Source organism: Sphingobacterium sp. InxBP1 (assembly GCF_026191775.1).
In the GTDB taxonomy this organism is placed as follows: domain Bacteria; phylum Bacteroidota; class Bacteroidia; order Sphingobacteriales; family Sphingobacteriaceae; genus Sphingobacterium; species Sphingobacterium thalpophilum.
In genome coordinates, this window is record NZ_JAINDX010000049.1 from 539835 (window position 1) to 557483 (window position 17649).

A 17649-nucleotide genomic window follows, 5' to 3' on the forward strand; every position below is an offset into this window, starting at 1 on the left:
ATGGACTATACGAGCGAAAAAAAGCTGCTTGAGGACTTTCGGAACGGAGAGGAGCAGGCCTGCGCGCATGTATATAATCGTTATTTTGCCCGTATTTGTCTTTATGCTGCCAGCTTTGTCAACGAAACCAGGGAAGCGGAAGATATCGCTGAGGAAGGTTTTATCCGTTTGTGGCAGGGAAAACGTGATTTTGAAAGCTTACAGCATCTCAGGGCAGCCCTTTATCAGACGACACGTCGGGTAGGCCTCAACCACCAAACGGCCCGACAGCGACGGTCGGACCGGGTCGATGCGTATGTCTCGCAACAAGAGCAGGACCAAGGTTCACACCTACAGGAGATCGTCTATGCTGAGACGATGGCCGAACTCTACCGTGCTATCCATAACTTGCCTCCCAAAGCCCGTGAGATTGTCCGGCTGACGTATCTGGAGGGGCATAGCAATCAGGAAGTAGCCGAATTGTTGCAGATTAGTATACAGACCGTCAAAAACCAAAAGTTGCGTGCTCTAAGCCTGTTGCGGCAGCAGTTGAGCAGCGATTCTTTCCGTTATCTTCTTTCACTAATCGTTCTATTTGGAAAAATTTAATCTTTTTTTTGGAGTCTTTGGTACTTTTTGGAATCGGCGCGGTATCTATAGTTGAATAGCGTAAAATGGACCCTTTACAAGAAGAAAAACTCATCCGTATAAGTACTTTAATCCTCCGGCAACTGCAGGGCAGGTTAAGTGTTGAAGATCGTGCCGTTCTGGACTGCTGGCTCAATGAATCGGCAGAAAACAGGGCGATCTATGCGCGTTGTCTGGAGGGCCAGGTGCAGCGTGATGCTTATATCCGGCTTGAGTATTTTGAAAACCATCGTGATTTTGAGTCTGTTAAACATAAGTTTAGGTTCAGAAGCGCAAGTCCAAAAGCTGCTATTCTAAAAAGGCTGTGGCCCTATGTCGCTGCCGCCTGTGTCTTGGTTGCGGCGATCGGGGGCGTCTGGTACCAGCAGGTCGCTAAGCATTCTGCCGGGGATGTACAGCGTACGGCGGCCAACGACAGACTACCTGCCTCCAATCAGGCCGTCATCACGCTCTCGGATGGGCGTCAATACACGCTCAACCAGCAGGAAAACCAGGTCGTCATTGATAGTAACGGTATACGTTACGATGATGGCCGTCAGGTTGCTTCGATTGATGCAGCGGTGTCAGCCAAAATCGAAACTCCTCGCGGCGGGACCTATGATGTGACGTTGCCCGATGGCACGCTAGTCAAGCTCAATGCGGGTACTTTACTCACTTATCCCACCGTCTTTGCCAAAGACAGACGGGAAGTTAATCTAACCGGGGAGGCTTATTTTGAAGTAGCCAAACGCCAGGGGCAGCCCTTTGTCGTGACCACCAAAAACCAGCAGGTCGCGGTGCTGGGAACGCATTTTAATGTGCGTGCTTATCCGGATGCGGCCGTAACCAAAACAACCTTGCTGGAAGGAAAGGTACGCGTGAAGGAAATGCTGAAAGGCAGGGTGCTATTGTTGTCTCCGGGAGATCAGGCCGTCAGGAAGGGGACAGAACTATCCCGGCATGCTGTCGATGTACAACAGGAACTCGCCTGGGTATATGGCAGATTTAATTTTGATGGCAAGTCCCTGCGGGAAGTGATGGATGAACTATCGCGCTGGTATGCGGTGGATGTGGTCTATAAGGGGGAAATACCAGATGTATCGTTTTTTGGCGGTACATTCCGTACGAGTAGACTGTCCAGTATCCTGAAGATTTTAAAAGACCAGGACTTGTCCTACCAGCTGACGGACGACGGAAAACTCATTATCGAAAAAATTGATCCCAAAGGACAGAAAGGAGGACTGTAGTATAGGCAATAAAGCATAAACATCTTACTTATGAACTAACATATCGGACCATAGGTCCAGCAGACTAACCTAACTTAACGTACTAGAAATTAATGAAACGAAGTTGTTTTTCACGAGCGACCAGGCCTTTATTATGGTTAATTTTTGCTGTCTTCATACAGCTTAGCCCAGGGGCCAATGCGCAAACCGTAACCTATTCGGGCAATCAGGTGCCCCTGATGGATGTGCTGCAGGCAGTTAAACGTCAGACGAATTATGAAGTGCTTGGAGCAAAGAAAATGTTAGAGGCGGCAAAGCCCGTTACCATCAAGGCGGATAAGATGCCGCTGAAATTATTTCTCGATAGAATTTTGAGTACCCAGGCGATCGGGTATACTATTGAGTCCAAAACGATCTTTCTGGAACGAAAGTCGCCAGCCCGCCGGCAGGAACAGCAAGTGGATCGCGCAGTAGAAAAGTCATCACAGACGCAGATCCGGGGTCAGATATTGGGCAGGGATCGCCAGCCGCTCGCAGGAGCAACCATTTCGCAGTCCGGCAACACCATCGCCGTGGCTGACCGCGAGGGGCGATTTGTGGTAGCGGCATCCATGCAACCGCTTACGGTGCGGATGGTGGGCTATAAACACTTGGTTATCAATCTGACCGACAACAGGACAGAATATATGGTTCAACTGGAAGAGGAACCCAATGCTCTAGACCAGGTCGTCGTGACAGGCTATCAAACCCTTAAGAAAGACTCCTACACCGGAACCGCCATCACCAAGAGTGGAGAAGAGCTGCGGCAGGTCAACCCGCAAAACGTACTGCAAGCCATGCAGGTGTTTGATCCTTCATTTAAATTACTGGACAACAATCTCGCTGGATCCAATCCCAATGCGTTGCCAAATATTAACGTGCGTGGTTCATCTTCGTTACCGACCGGCAATAACGAGGTGTTGCGTAGGGATAATATCACGACGACGATCAACATGCCTGCTTTTATATTAAATGGTTTTGAAGTCAGCGTACAAAAGGTGCTCGACCTGGATATGACGCGTATTGAGAGCGTCACGATCCTGAAGGACGCGGCCGCAACAGCAATCTACGGCTCGCGCGCTGCCAATGGGGTGATGGTGATCACCACCAAAATGCCTAAAGATGGCAAGTTGCAGCTCACCTATACCCATGAGAGTAATGTCAATATGCCGGATCTGACGGGCTATGACGTGCTGAATGCCAAGGACAAACTGGCCTATGAAAAGCTGGCAGGCTTGTATGACGGTACGCTCCAGCGCCAGCCTCAGGATGCGCTGGACGAGTTATACTACCAAAAATTGGCGAATGTGCTGGGTGGTGTAGATACTTATTGGCTATCGCAGCCAGTACGTACTGCTGTGGGACAGAAGCATGGGCTCTATCTGGAAGGTGGCTCGGAGAGCTTTCGGTACGGTGTGGATATGCGCTACCAGACACGGCCCGGTGTCATGAAAGGATCCGGAAGAAACCAATATTCCGGGGGACTCAACTTTGCCTATAATCTCAAGAATAAATTTAGATTTCAGAACGAGCTTTCGGTAACCATCGTGGACGGTAGGGAATCTCCATACGGCAATTTTGCGGATTATGTGCGGATGAACCCCTACTATAGGATGACGGATGACAATGGCAATATAACGCAGGAAGCGGATGTCTGGACAAGGGTAGCAAACTCGGGTAGCGCACAGCGTGAATATGTGCTCAATCCGCTGTACAATGCGACCTTAAATAGCTTCAACAAACTGGGATATACCGAGCTGCTCAATAACTTCTCGGGAGATTTTGACCTGGGGCAGGGACTTCGGTTGCGGGGACAGGTCAGCTTATTGAAAAGGCTCAATAGCAACGACGACTTTCGCTCGCCCCTGGCCAATGAATTTTATTTTTACCCGACTTCGCAGACAGACGAAAAGGGCAGTTATACCAGCTATACCAATAATGAATTGTACTGGGATGCCAATATACGGCTCAACTGGATGCGTAATATCGAAAAACATAGCTTTAATGTCGTCGGCGGGACCAACATACGGACCGAGAGCTATGATGAGCGTTCGTTTAAAGCGGTTGGTTTTCCGAACGACCGGTTTACAAGCGTGGGATTTGCCAAGGGTTATGCCGAAAATGCCAGCCCTTCCAGCAGCCTTGGGGCTTCACGATTGTTCGGGGCTTTCCTAAGTGCCAATTACTCGTACGACAACCGCTACCTGATGGACGCTACGCTGCGCATCGATGGCTCATCCAAATTTGGCGCCAATAAACGTACGGCGCCTTTTTGGTCCACTGGGATCGGCTGGAATATGCACAAAGAAAGCTGGTTTGACAACGGCACGATCAGCCAGCTGCGCTTGCGCGCCACTATCGGTCTCACGGGCTCAGTGCAGTTTGACCCGTATATGTCCAGGACGACATACAATTATGATAAAAGCAATTGGTATTCGTCAGGCCTGGGCAGCATCGTCCGCAATTATGGAAACGAAAACCTGACCTGGCAGAAGACGCAGAGTACCGACATCGGTGTGGATCTCGGCCTTTGGCAGGACCGGCTAACCATTTCGCCGCGCTATTATCATAAATTGACACGGGATATCCTGGCCGATATTAATCTGGCGCCCTCCACCGGATTTAGTTCCTATAAAGAGAATCTCGGCGACCTAGAGAATAAGGGCCTTGAGCTGAATGCAAACTGGGTAGCGGTTAAAAATGAAAAATGGACACTCAGCCTACTGGCCAATCTGGTACGCAACCAGAATAAAATCGTCCGGATCTCCAATGCACTCAAAAGCTACAATGAACGGGTAGATGAAGCCCAGCAGGGTAGTGACCTAATGGGCGTTCCGCTGCTCCGCTACAAGGAAGGCCAATCGCTTGATGCCATATATGCAGTGCCTTCCTTGGGGATTGATCCTGAAAATGGTAAGGAAGTGTTTCTAAAAAGAGATGGTACACTATCCTATGAATGGGACGCGCGCGACATCGACGTGGTGGCGGTGGCGACACCAAAAATGGAGGGCTCGTTTGGCGGTACGTTACGCTATAAACAGTTTATGCTCGTGGCCTATTTTCAGACCCGAATAGGCGGCAAGACCTATAATCAAACCTTAGTGGACAGAGTCGAAAACGCAGATCCGCGCTATAATGTAGACCGGCGTGTACTGGAGGACAAATGGAAACAGCCTGGGGATGTGACCTTTTATAAAAGCATTCAGGATCTGGGCCAGACAAGGGTGTCAAGCCGGTTTATTATGCCAGATAATCTGTTTACCCTGCAGTCGCTCAATGTTTCCTATGATGCCAACAAGGAGTTTTCGAAAAAACTACATCTCTCGAGCCTGCGCATGGGGCTGATCGCAAACGACATCTTCCGTTGGTCTTCGGTGAAGGTAGAGCGGGGCATTACTTACCCGTTTGCCCGTAGTGTAACTTTTACCCTACAGGCTGGATTATAAAATATTGGTACAGATGAAAAAAATAAATTTACTCTTAATGATACTCTTGCCGTTGGTCATGCTTTCTTGTTCCAAATGGCTTGATATACAGCCTGAAAGCGAGATCGATAGGTCGGTGCTCTTTTCGACGGAAGATGGCTTCAAGGAAGCGCTGATCGGGATTTACACGCGTTGCGCGAAGGACGACCTTTACGGTAAGGAACTGACCATCGGGACGCCGGAGGTACTGGCCCAGAACTATGCGATGACCAGCAACGATGCGCTGCGTTATCAGCAGACCCTGCTGTTTAAATATACCGACGGTAACTTTATCACGCGGAAAGATAATATCTGGAAGGGGCTCTACAACGGAATTGTCAATGCCAATTTGATCCTGGCTGAGATTGACGGTAGAAAACAGCTGTTCAGGGCAAACAATTATGCATTGATCAAGGGAGAGGCTCTGGCTTTGCGTGCTTATTTGCATTTTGATGCACTGCGGCTCTTTGGCCCCGTCCCGGCAGTCAATGCGAAGGCAGAGGCGATACCGTATGTCACGTCTTATTCGAACAAAACGACCAAGTTGTCGACAGTGTCGCAGGTACTGGATTCGGTGGTCCGTGACCTGGAGCAGGCGAAAGAATTGCTCACGGTGGACCCGATCCGTCTGAAATCCTATATCATTGGATATCCGACCGTGGATGATACCTTGAAAAATTCGGAACTTCATGACAAGAGCCTTTTTTTGCAGAACAGGCGGCATAGACTCAACTATTATGCAGTGTGTGGTCTACTGGCCCGCACCTACCTATATAGCGGCGACAAGGCAAAAGCCCTGGCCAATGCCCGGGAGGTTATTGATGCCAATAAGTTTCCCTGGACCAATGCTACCGACTTCCTGGCGGTGGATGCCAACAAAAAGGACCGTATCCTGTATAAAGAACTATTGTTTGCCTGGTACATTCCGGCCATGAACAACACCTATAATAACGAGTGGTTTCTGGAAAGCAATAGCGCGATGTATCTAGATCAGGATGAAGCGAAGGCCATTTACGAAGTGGCGGGAGCAGGTGGGGGCGATATGCGCTATACCCAGTGGTTCGGTAGCGTGAGTGTGGGGAATGCCTATATTTCGACCATACTCAAATATCGACGGAATACACTAGGGGATAGTTTTGCTGCCAATTTGCACTATCTGGTAGCTCCCGCAATCCGGCTGAGCGAGATCTATTATATCGCTGCGGAATGCAGCTACCAGAGCGGGCCAGCGCAGGCGGCAGCTTATTTGGACCAGGTGCGTGAGCATCGTGGAATCGGACAGAAGGTGGATATTTCGACACCTGCAAAGCTGCAGAGCGAACTCCTGAAGGAATACAGAAAAGAGATGTATGCTGAGGGGCAGCTCTTTTATGCCTATAAACGGCTGAATGCGCCGATCACTGGGCCGCAGGGCACGAGCATCCCAGCCAGCCAGCAAATCTATGTCTGGCCTTTGCCTGACGATGAGATAATTTATGGACAACGGTAAATAGCGACCACATGAAAAAGAATACATTTATAGGCCTAATACTGCCACTGCTGTTGCTGTGCGCCTGTAAAAAGGCAAACTTGACCACCTATGACAGGAACGCAAATATTTATTTTGACCTGACTGGGGCTGACCGCGATAGTATGGTCTACACTTTTGCATATGATATGACAAAGGCTGTAGACACGATTTTGATCCCAGTCAAAATCATGGGATACCGGGCACAGCAGCTGCGCCACTATAGCGCATTTGTCGAAAAAGATTCTTCGACGGCGCGCAGCAATATACATTATGATGAACTGAAGCCGGAATATCCCGTTGAGGCAGATGCAGGTCATGCCTTCCTGCCGCTGATCGTTCATAATATTAGTGAGCTGGAAAAGCAGTCGGTATCGCTGATCGTCAAACTTCGGGCTTCCGATGATTTTGGTGTCGAAAACCCAGACTTGGTACGTGCGCGGATCATCATTTCGGCACAACTGGAACAGCCGGCCTGGTGGACCATGTGGCTTGACAATTATTCCAGGGTGAAGCATCAGCTGTTTTTGATTGTCACGGAACAGCGTTCGCTTTCCATGGTGGGACTTGATGCGCCAAAAAACCTGTATTTTGCCAACCTACTGCTGATGATGCTCAACGACCCGTTTAAATGGGTAAAAGACCATCCAGAGAAAAATTATGTACTGCGCAGCAACGACAACGGACAGACATACCTGTTTTACCATGCGGACAACCCCAACCGGACGATCTTATTGCGGAAAAATACAGCGTCAGGCAAGTACTACTTTATTGATGAAAATGGAAAGGAGGTGCGCTAGATGAAGGGAATATATGCTATTTTTTGTGTATGGCTGGCTGTATTGGCGAGCTGTTATAAGGATAAGGGCAACTATGTGATCGATATGCCCGCTGCGCCGGTAGTGGCCGGTCTGGACACCTTATATGAGGCTTCCGTAGGTGACAGCCTGATCATTGCGCCCAAAATCACGGGCATTGATCCAACTAGCCTACAATGCCATTGGCGTATCGATGTGCCTGAGGCGGTTGTGCCCGAAGCCAACCATTATGACGGTCCTGCCTTACGAATCGTATTTGGCCTGCAGGCCAAACGATATACTGCCCGGCTTACTTTGACGAATACCGCCAACGGGATGAAGTATTTCTATGATTTCAAAATACAGGGAAAGACCGCTTTTTCGCAGGGATCGTTGGTGCTTTCGGTCCAAAACGGGGTTAGTATGCTCTCGTTTATCAAACCCGACAATACCGTACAGCCGAATATTTATGAAGCCATCAACGGTGAACAATTGCCCGCAGAACCTTTACATATCCATTACTTAAAAAATCAGTATACAAGCAATACGCCTTTAGGATACTGGATCATTTCAAGGCAGGCGGGGGTGCGGATTGATGTCAACAACCTGGTCAAAGAGACGCTTAAACCGGGCACCCTACACGACAATTTCTTCCTGGCACCAAGTACGATCCAGGTGGGTAGCCTGCAGGCTCATCCCCAAGGTGTCCTTATGGGCGTGATCAATGGTAAATTTTATGGCGGTACGACCACCACATGGGATCAATCCAACACGTATGGGATGTTTGGAACCTATGCGGACGGCGACTATGAGCTGTCGCCCGAATTTGTGCTGACAGCGGTGGACGACAACTTTAGTGTGATTGCATTCGAGAAAAATAAAAAGCAATTTGTTCGCATCAATATCTATGGTAGCCCCATGTATTTCGGTACGCAATACAGTGTAGCACATACGGAGGTTTTTGACCCGCTCAATGTGGGAATGGAGCTCGTCAAAATGTTGCAGATCAACAATACGGATACCTACGCTTATGTCAGGGATACAGCGGGAAAAATTTATGAGCTGAAGTTCAACGCAAACTTTAATGGTCCGTTTTTGATTACGGCAGGGCACAAAAGGCCGTTTATACATCCGGAATGGATCAAGGAGGAGACCAGGATGCTGGCGGCCCGCAATGGCTATATCTATGTTGCTCATAAAAACCAGGTGTTTCGTTACAACCCCTTGAATCAACAGGTAGACCTGTTGAAGACGGAGGTACAGTCCGATATCAGTCTGCTAAAGTTGGAGGATGATCAAAATACGCTTATTGCAGGGGCGGCCGGTTCCCTCTACTACCTGGCGATTCAGGTGGGAAAAAATGGCGAGCTGATCAAGAAAATAGGCGGTATCCCGGGTACTCCTGTGGATATGACCTGGAGAAAATAAATAAGGATAGAATCAAATTAAATATTTTAAAGAACATGAAAAATTTAAAAATAATGGCTTACTTGCTGGCTTTGCTGCCGGCGGTATCCTTTGGGCAGGAAAGTGGTTTTCAGATCAGTGGCACTGCGCCCAAAGTCTTCAATGGAAAAAAGGTATACCTGGATTATACAAAAGACGGCTTTCCGGCATCTGACTCCGTTGCTATTGTCGATGGTAAATTTAGCTTTACCGGGGAAGTGGAAGAACCGACCTATTCACGTATGGTCTTTGATCCGGATGGAAAAGGCAAAATGCTCGCCCAAAATATTGGTGACCGCTTGTATTTCTATCTGGGCAATGAGCATTATACCATTGGAATCAGGGATTCGCTCAAAACGGCTTCCATAAAAGGATCGCCATTGCACGATGCTTATGTTGCTTATCTGAATGAAATTGGAGGTGGCTTTATGGATATCATCGATGCGGGTAACAAAGCTTTTGCTGCGGTAGACAAAGATGCTCCGGATGCGGAGGCGCAATACAAAGCGATCCATGAAAAATTCGAAGCGAAATTTGAGGATCGTCGTGTCAAAGAGCTGGCTTTTGCAAAAAATAATCCCAACTCGATCTTTGCGGTAGATGCCTTGATCGATGCAGCCAACAAGCGTAAGCTCAGTGAGATTGAGCCCTTATTTCGAAAATTGTCTAAAGAGGTTCGTCAACTGAGCACTGCCCGTCAGCTGGAGGCACGATTTCTTGCTGAGAAAAGTGTAAAAATCGGTAATAAAGCGCCTGATTTTTCTCAGCCTGATATCCAGGGAAAAATGGTTAGGGTATCAGATTTTAAGGGACAATATGTGCTGATCGATTTTTGGGCCAGCTGGTGTAGCCCCTGCCGTGCCGAAAATCCGAATCTGCTGAAAGCGTACAACAAATATAAAAGCAAGGGGCTGGAAGTCCTGGCCGTATCGCTGGATGATACCAAGGGTAGGAGCGCTTGGTTAAAGGCCATCAAAGACGATGGTCTGCCCTGGATACATGTCGCCGACCTTAAAGGCTGGAGCAATGAGGCTGCCGTACTGTATGGCGTACGGGCGGTGCCGCAAAATTATCTTGTAGATCCGCAAGGAAATATTGTGGCTTTAAACTTAAGAGGAGAAGCGCTACATCAGGAGCTCGCGCGGATCTTTGGTAACTGATGTAAACAATACAGGACAACGATCGGTAGTGTAGGGTGAAAATGCGCTAATGATTCGTTATTTGTCAATGGGGTGTCCTTCGTGATCGGGCACCCCATCGCCACGCTCTATTCCATTGTTCAGGGGCTGGTGGAATCCTCTTCTGCGTGAGGGCCTGTTCCATGAGGTGATTACTGGTTCAGGATTTTCAGCATCTGCTGGGCATAGTTTTTCCCGAGCTGCCGGTATCCTGCAGGACTGAAGTGCAGTCCATCACCAATGCCACCGCATCCGGATGAGGAGACGATATGCGCTGTGGGTAACGTACTGGGCAATGTTCGGATTATGCTGTTCATACGAGCACATTTGCCGCCTTCTTCAGCAGAGAGAAGTTCTCCAGCTAGGAGGGGAACGTTCTCGGCTCTTAAATTGAGGTCCTTCAATAGCTGCTGGTACACTTTTTTCACCTTCCGTGGCCAGTCGAGATCTCCGGTATTGGATTCGCCCTGATGGAGCAAAATCCCTTTGATCACGCCTTTCTGCTGCGCAATCCGAGCCAATTCTACCAGCTTTTTGTAGGGATCGTTATCATAAGCGGCGAGCATGGACTTCATCCAGTCGGGAGCTCGCTGCACATAACGTTGGGTGCTATCTTGATCAAACAACTGGATATGGCAGCCTCCCACCGCGATATTGAGCACACCGACTTCGATATCGGCAGGCAGGTTTTCGACCAGCGTCCTCCCAAAGTAGTCTGCCGGCGTAAGGCCCGTTTGGCACCGGGTGATCGGAGGCTGAGCTGGGTACCATTCACCAGCACGGCGACCCGACTCTGGACAATCCACAGCCTGTAAGGCATAGAAGCGTTCGACGGACGAGGTATCTTGTGGTTCAAAACGGCCATGCCCTTCCATGTTGGACTGACCAAAACACAGGTAAATATGAAAATCTTTGTTTTGCGCCGTTGCAGCTGCCGCCGACAGGCTAACCATCACTGCAAAGATCAGAAGTCGTATCAGATGTTTATATTGCATAGTCATAATATACAAAGTATTTCGCGATAGGTGGGACCTACCGCGAAAAAAATGTAAGGGAATTGGGGAAAAAGTTAAATATCATTTTGTCTGCTGCATGTAGCATACAGCCTTAGTTCATCGCTAAAAATTTGAATTTGAACAACTGACAGGACGTACCATAATAATCCCAGAGATGCAGTGCCGAATTGCCGTCCATCACACAGTTGGGCACATCCCAGCCACGGGTAGCATCGACCTTGGACAGGATTTTATGGTAGCCATTGGCTACAGGTATCACCTGCCAGGCCTGAGCATCGTTGCTATAATTCTGCCAAAGACGAATTGCGGTACCCAAGGTATTGCTGCCGCTTTCCAGATCGATGCAACGGCCGGAGGTGCTGGCTTTGGACACAAAACGCCAGTAGCCATTGCCCGCATTGATGGCGACCCACTGCTGTGCTGTAGCGCCGTTTCTGGTCCATGGCCTGAGGACGGCGCCATTGGCGTCTTCACCGAATTTTAAATCCAGGACTTTACTGGCGTCAGTCTGAAACTCGATCTCATAAATGCCATTGTTGACCAGTCCCGTGACGGTGCAGTTGGAAACGGGATAATTGGACGCGGCGTATTGCTGAAACCACTGTTTGACGGGCGCCGCACAGGCTTCCCAGTCGTTGTTGTAAGCCGTACCTGCATTCGGGTCGCCTTTATGGATCAGATTGTCCGGTGCGAGTACATTCCAGCTCACGTTGCCGGATTGATCTACGATATATTTGAGGTTGGCACCGAAGCCATTGCCTCCAGCCGTACCTGTGTTGCCGATACCGAAGGTGCCGTACCCCTGTGGAGCCCAGTCGGTCTCGGTAATGGCTATAGGCGCAATATCGGCAATCGGTTTGACATTGGTATTCCAGGCATTCTGGAAGGACTGATAGTTGTTGACCCCACCCCAGTAGCCGGGATAGATATGGACCGCGTAGCCGATATTGCCGCCCGTGATCGGATGGTTGACGTAGCCTTGGTAATGTGACTGCCATCCCGTGCCTGGAACCCAGCAGACATTATTTGCACCATTGCTACGGATGATATTGACCAACGGCTGAAAGAAATTTTTGAGTGCCGCAAAATGCTCGTTGCCCGTCGTGCCCCAGATACCATTGGTACCCAGTATTTCTACCGGTTCGTTAGCCAGTTCGAACATCACATTGTCGGCATTTTTCAGCCCGGGATGTTGTGATAAAAAGGTCCATACGGTCTTAAGATAGCTGTGGTAAGCATCATTGATGGCGATGCGGTGTGGACATACACCGGGAGGCCTTAGGATAACATACATACCCCGGCTGCGGGCGTGATTGATCAACGGAACAATGACCTGGTCGGTATAGGTAACCAGACGGTTGTAATTGAATCGTGATATGTCGTTTTCGGGAATCGGGGCCCCGGGATCATTGGTCCAGTAGGGGTCGATATGGAGACGGATATAGTTCAGGTACCAGCCGTCAGCGGCACTGCTAAGCTTGTCCATCACTGCTTTGTTGTAATTGAGTGCACCCTGTACATTGTAATTATCCCAGGTACAATAGCCCGAATTGGCTCCGTATTGACAGCCATTGAACCAAGGACTGGGAGTAATGGCAACACCGTGCAGGACAACATTGTTGCCGCAGGGGTCTTTGAGGTGCTTGCCGCCCACATGCAGCGTCGGTGTAGGTCGGGGCCAGGTAGTCACTGCTTGCGCGGATACATTCGCTTTAAGGCTTTTACTGGACTCTTCGGGTAATATCTTCTCGTCCAGTCTCGAGCAACCCAAGATCAAATTGAGCAGGAACACCAGCAGTAAGGTTGTTTTGCTTGTTCTCATAATTTATCATTTAATTTAGTGAATGGATTATTTCTTGTTCAGCAACGCTTCGGCAACACCTTGATAAGCAGGCTTGCGGACAAAGGCTTCGGTCCATAGGCCAATTGGTTCACCGCGCCGCCAGAACGAATTGTCCTGATCAGGGCTGTCCAGCGGACTCCAGATGGTGATTCCGTATTGTTGTTTTTTTGGAATAAGCTCCAGGTATTTTTCAACGACAAACTTATACAGCTCAGCTTGTTTCTGATACATTTCGGCGCTGGCATTGGCGGTCTTGATGCCGTTGCCGAGACCAATATCCAGTTCTGAAACCTTGATCAGTTTGCCGGTGGCAGCCAATAGATTAAACATATGGATAATATTATCCTTGCTGGTGTTGATATCGATGTGCATTTGGGTGCCAATCCCATCGACTTTAGCGCCTTTACTCTCAATATAGTTAACATAGGCGATCAGGCCTTTACACTTGTCTCCACTATCTTCGAGTCCGTAATCGTTGATAAATAAGAGATCCTCGGGGTTTCCATATTTACGGGCCAATTGAAAGGCTTTCACGGCATAGTCCTTACCTAAATAATCCTGCCAGTAAAATTCGTCATCAGCCAGATCGGTTTTGCCAACTCCCGTCTTTAAGGCATATTGGTCCGGCCAGTCAGACATGGGCTCGTTGACCACATCCCAGGCTTTAACGTACCCTTTGGTTTTGTCTAACATGCCTGCAATAAATGTGTCGAGGGCCTCGAGTAAAATAGCTTCTTTCTCGGCGGGTGTTTTTTCGATGATACGGTCTCCGGGGCTACCATATCCCTCACCGTCTGCGGATAGACCTCTGGTAGAATTGTTGCCCCATCCGGTCCATCCATCTGCATTGGTTTCAAAGTCACCGTTGGAAATAAGATTAACTGAACTTCCGGATTTTGTCAAGATCACTTTATCGATAAAAATAGTGCCATCATATTGCCCAAAGTTGATAATGAATCGATTGCGTTCTGCGGTGGCTGTCACTTTAAGCTCATAGGCTTGGTAATGGGTTGTCAAGGCGAGTGTGCCCATGTTATTCCCTGTATAATTACTGGAGGTCTGAAGGTCTATCCCGATATTTCCTGTCTTACTGCCACGGGCCATGATCTTAAGTATATATTCACTACCGACTTCGGTTGGTTTAATATCATATGCGGTCTGTGCTTCCCATGCATTCACTACCGAAGGGTTGCTCATCTTTAGTGCATGTCCGGCAAGGGCAGGCCCTCCGGGGCCGGGAATGACAATGGGTGCGATCAGCTTATTCAGGTAGGCAGCATTTTGTCCTGAATGCCAACATAAGGTGTGGCCATAAATTCCCATATTGTTTTCTTGGGCGGCTCTGATGACTTGCTCTACACCGGCTAGGTTAAATGTACCATCTGCCTGTACGATCGACCCATGTTTCATTTCATAGCCCATCACCATTTCATCAAAATTGCGGTTGGCTAGCCGGTAAAGGACACCCTTGTTGAAATAATCATGCATATTGAGTGCTACACCGAGTTTAAAGCCTGGGTTGGTCTGCTTGTCCAAATAGCTTTTTAGTGGAAGATAGGCGTCGATGTCCTCCTGTGCCAGCACTTGCGCAGGTTTCTCCACCGTATATTCAAGGGACTTGTACTTGGAACAGGAACTCCAGACACTGCCGAATGAAAGCAGGATGACAATCGTTTTATTCAATGGTTTCATCGTTGTTCTTTTTGGATACATACTACTTTTTGATTGGTGTAAAGGTTTCCATTTTTACGGACCTGTCGCGCATGACCAGCGTATCTTTGCTGCTGATACTCATCTGGGGCATGTCAATGGAATAGGCTAGATACAGGGCATCCCGGTCAGTATTTCCCCAGCTGTTCTTTTCTCCCCGCTTAACAAATTTGCCACTGCCACTGGCGGTGATCCCCGTACTGGCCGAGCTGATACTACAGTTGTTGTCGTCGTCAAAGCTCAATATCAGGTTGACGTTGATATTGACATCATCTGAACCTTTAAAAGCCAAGGGCAGGAGGGACTTTTTAAGGGCGGCCGTGCTGACATTTTTGACTTCGTCTTTTTCGACATAAGGCTGATGCCGGACGACCTTCTGGCTCAAGCTAGCATGGCTGCCTTTTCCGACGATCTGATCCACGCCGCGACGCAGGTAATTGCCGTGCCAGGGGTTGATGTACTTGAGTGCGTAAAAGGTAAAATCTTTGGGAGCTACATCCCAGTCGGATACAATGGCCCGATTGGCGCCTTGAAAAGAAGGCTTGCCCGATAAAATGGAGTCGGCATTGACTACCTTGGTCAAGCGTAAGGGCAAGACGTAGTACGTTTCCAGAGACTTGGGATCGGCAAAGAACGCGTCGGTGAGCTGTACTTCTACACCTCCGGTCAAACTCCCTTTTGGAATCGTCATTTGATTGCTGGCAAGCTGGTAATAAGTGGCCGGCAATGGGGTGATGGCTTGTCCGTTTGGATAAGTTAAACCCTCGGTCAGACTATTGTCGACCACAAAATCGATGTGAATGTCTTTGCTGTTCTCGTACACGCCGCCCGTCGTGGCCATGACTTTAACTTTGTGCTGGTTGTCGAGGCTATTGTCAAAGATATCCTCGCCTAGGGTAACTGTCCTAATGGGGGTCTGATAGGCAAAGTAGACAGACTGATATTCGAAATCCGGAAATTCCCAGTCATTATTTTTGCAGGACGCCAGGCTAAACAGAGCCATCGCGTAAAGTAAATTAATCTTTTTCATCATTAGAAGTTTATCGTTAGTTCCATCCCATATTTTGTATCAGGTTATTGTATTTGAGTACTTCGCTGTACGGAATAGGACCATAATACATGTAGTTTTCGTATGGTCTGTTTTCTACCGGTATTTCGGTGTAATTGTTGGCACTGATACTGATGCCCTTGGCTGTTGCATTGATGTCCATCTTCCAGCGGCGCAGATCCCAAAAGCGGAATCCTTCGAAGCAAAGCTCCAGCCGGCGTTCGTTGCGGATCAGCGCGCGCATCTGCTCTTTGCTGTTTTTGGTCTGCTCTAGATAAGGATCGCCATTGGCGGTGCCTACGCCCGCGCGTTTGCGTATGGCCTTGATAATATCATATGCGGAAAAGCTAAAGCTTCCCGTACCGGTTGGTCCCCAGGCTTCATTGGCGGCCTCGGCATAAGCCAGATACATTTCCGTCATACGCAAGCGTACATTAAAGTGCATCTGCTGGGTGGAGGAGGAGGGATTGAGGTTGACGTCCTGACGGAGCAACTTCCGCAAGTAATAACCTGTACGGGTGGATGTCTCGACCTTATTCAATCCATCATTCGTAGGGCTATTAACTGCGGTATTTATGGAGGTATTGCTTACGCCTGCCGTGGCACCGTTTACAATAATATAAGCTTTGAGTCTGGGGTCGCGTTTGTCGTAAGGATTCGTTTTGTTGTATCCCGAATTAGGATCACCGATCGGATAGCCATTTTCCATCGGAAAGGCGTCGACCAGATTTTGCGTCGGATTGAGCCGTCCGCGACCAAACAAAGTGGGGGGGAAATGATCCTGCTCCAGGCTGTTGCTGTTGGCCTTGTCTGTACGCCACAGAATCTCCACGGCATTGGAACCCGAAGAGAGACCGTCCACGACATCTTTGATATACCAGGTAAAACCTTTGGGATCGATACCCGCTGGCCCCCCTTTGGCCTGAATGACCTGACCGGCATAGTTTGCCGCCTGTTCCCAGGTGGTTTTGCTACCCTCGCTATAGGCCGGGCTCGCGGCTAACAGGGCGGCCCTGGCGCGGATGGCCTGTGCGATGCGTTTGGTCATCCGTAGTTTGAAGTAAGATCCAAATACACGGTTGTAATCATCCTTGTTGACCGTACCAGCATATTTGGCAGGGACTTGGCTGTCTGCGGTGATATCCTCGTAATCCATCGGCAGGAGTTCCTCGGCTTTTTTAATATCTTCATATAGCTGCTGCATGCAGGCATCGAATGAGGCTCTGCTGTGGTTGAAATCCGAAGTGACGTCTTCAGGGGTCACAAGGATCGGCACGCCGAGGATTTCGCCTGTACTGCTCTTGCCTGCATGTGATTGTAGCAGATGGAACATAAATAAGGCACGCAGACCATAGGCTTCGCCTTTCATGCGATCGTTGAACAGTGCGCTGACTTTTGGATCCAGTGCCCACGCGACCTGATCACTCAGGGAGAGGAAATTGTTGAGGTATTGGATAGCAGCGTAGCTGTTGCGCCATTGATCAAATGGGTTGTTGATCGCTGTCCATTGTCCGGTTGCTGTCTTCAGAAAATTATTGCTTTTGTCGTTGCTCACGGCATCGTCGGTGGCGACATCATCAAAAGTGTAGCTATTGCTGGGTACACGGTTGTAGCCATTCAACAGCAGCCCTTGTGCATAGAGCGGACGGCTGTTGGCGGTCTCGAGTTCGAGGTTATTTTCAAGAGCGGGCTCAAACATGTCTTCGCAGGAAGAAAATAGTAGGCTGCTTATAAGGGCTATGGTTAATATTCTTTTCATCATACTCGTT

At 48.9% G+C, this 17649-nt stretch carries 12 protein-coding genes; 7 read left to right on the plus strand and 5 right to left on the minus strand.

Annotated elements, in window-relative coordinates; translation table 11 throughout:
- From K7A41_RS22205 to K7A41_RS22235, 7 genes are all read left to right on the plus strand, one after another.
- Nucleotides 1–588, plus strand: coding sequence for an RNA polymerase sigma factor (locus K7A41_RS22205; RefSeq protein ID WP_265715621.1), 588 nt, complete (start codon nucleotides 1–3; stop codon nucleotides 586–588).
- Between the two features lie 65 nt (nucleotides 589–653).
- The gene (locus K7A41_RS22210; RefSeq protein WP_265715622.1) at nucleotides 654–1853 is read left to right on the plus strand and encodes a FecR family protein; all 1200 of its coding nucleotides are present in this window, start codon (nucleotides 654–656) and stop codon (nucleotides 1851–1853) included.
- Between the two features lie 92 nt (nucleotides 1854–1945).
- Nucleotides 1946–5317: a SusC/RagA family TonB-linked outer membrane protein gene (locus K7A41_RS22215; RefSeq protein WP_265715623.1), complete on the plus strand. Its 3372-nt coding sequence runs from the start codon at nucleotides 1946–1948 to the stop codon at nucleotides 5315–5317.
- A 13-nt stretch (nucleotides 5318–5330) separates the two neighbouring features.
- Entirely contained in the window at nucleotides 5331–6824 is a 1494-nt protein-coding gene (locus K7A41_RS22220) for a RagB/SusD family nutrient uptake outer membrane protein (RefSeq protein ID WP_265715624.1), read from the plus strand.
- 11 nt (nucleotides 6825–6835) lie between these two features.
- Complete coding sequence (locus K7A41_RS22225) at nucleotides 6836–7642, plus strand: DUF4843 domain-containing protein (RefSeq protein WP_265715625.1); 807 nt, start codon at nucleotides 6836–6838, stop codon at nucleotides 7640–7642.
- Nucleotides 7643–9067 (plus strand): PKD-like family lipoprotein, encoded by a 1425-nt coding sequence (locus K7A41_RS22230; RefSeq protein ID WP_265715626.1) that lies wholly within the window; start codon nucleotides 7643–7645, stop codon nucleotides 9065–9067. It abuts the gene before it with no gap.
- A gap of 35 nt (nucleotides 9068–9102) precedes the next feature.
- Nucleotides 9103–10245, plus strand: a complete 1143-nt coding sequence (locus tag K7A41_RS22235) for a TlpA disulfide reductase family protein (protein ID WP_265715627.1) — start codon at nucleotides 9103–9105, stop codon at nucleotides 10243–10245.
- A 170-nt stretch (nucleotides 10246–10415) separates the two neighbouring features.
- Here the strand turns inward: K7A41_RS22235 and K7A41_RS22240 are convergent, their stop codons facing one another.
- The 5 genes from K7A41_RS22240 to K7A41_RS22260 all read right to left on the minus strand — a co-directional run bounded on the left by K7A41_RS22240 (nucleotide 10416) and on the right by K7A41_RS22260 (nucleotide 17642).
- The gene (locus K7A41_RS22240) at nucleotides 10416–11258 is read right to left on the minus strand and encodes a sialate O-acetylesterase (RefSeq protein ID WP_265715628.1); all 843 of its coding nucleotides are present in this window, start codon (nucleotides 11256–11258) and stop codon (nucleotides 10416–10418) included.
- A gap of 112 nt (nucleotides 11259–11370) precedes the next feature.
- On the minus strand, nucleotides 11371–13101 hold the full coding sequence (locus K7A41_RS22245) for an RICIN domain-containing protein (RefSeq protein ID WP_265715629.1): 1731 nt from the start codon (nucleotides 13099–13101) through the stop codon (nucleotides 11371–11373).
- A 27-nt stretch (nucleotides 13102–13128) separates the two neighbouring features.
- Nucleotides 13129–14814 (minus strand): endo-1,4-beta-xylanase, encoded by a 1686-nt coding sequence (locus tag K7A41_RS22250; protein WP_265715630.1) that lies wholly within the window; start codon nucleotides 14812–14814, stop codon nucleotides 13129–13131.
- 22 nt (nucleotides 14815–14836) lie between these two features.
- The gene (locus tag K7A41_RS22255) at nucleotides 14837–15865 is read right to left on the minus strand and encodes a DUF5627 domain-containing protein (RefSeq protein ID WP_265715631.1); all 1029 of its coding nucleotides are present in this window, start codon (nucleotides 15863–15865) and stop codon (nucleotides 14837–14839) included.
- Between the two features lie 13 nt (nucleotides 15866–15878).
- Nucleotides 15879–17642, minus strand: a complete 1764-nt coding sequence (locus K7A41_RS22260; RefSeq protein ID WP_265715632.1) for a RagB/SusD family nutrient uptake outer membrane protein — start codon at nucleotides 17640–17642, stop codon at nucleotides 15879–15881.
- Nucleotides 17643–17649: the final 7 nt, after the last annotated feature.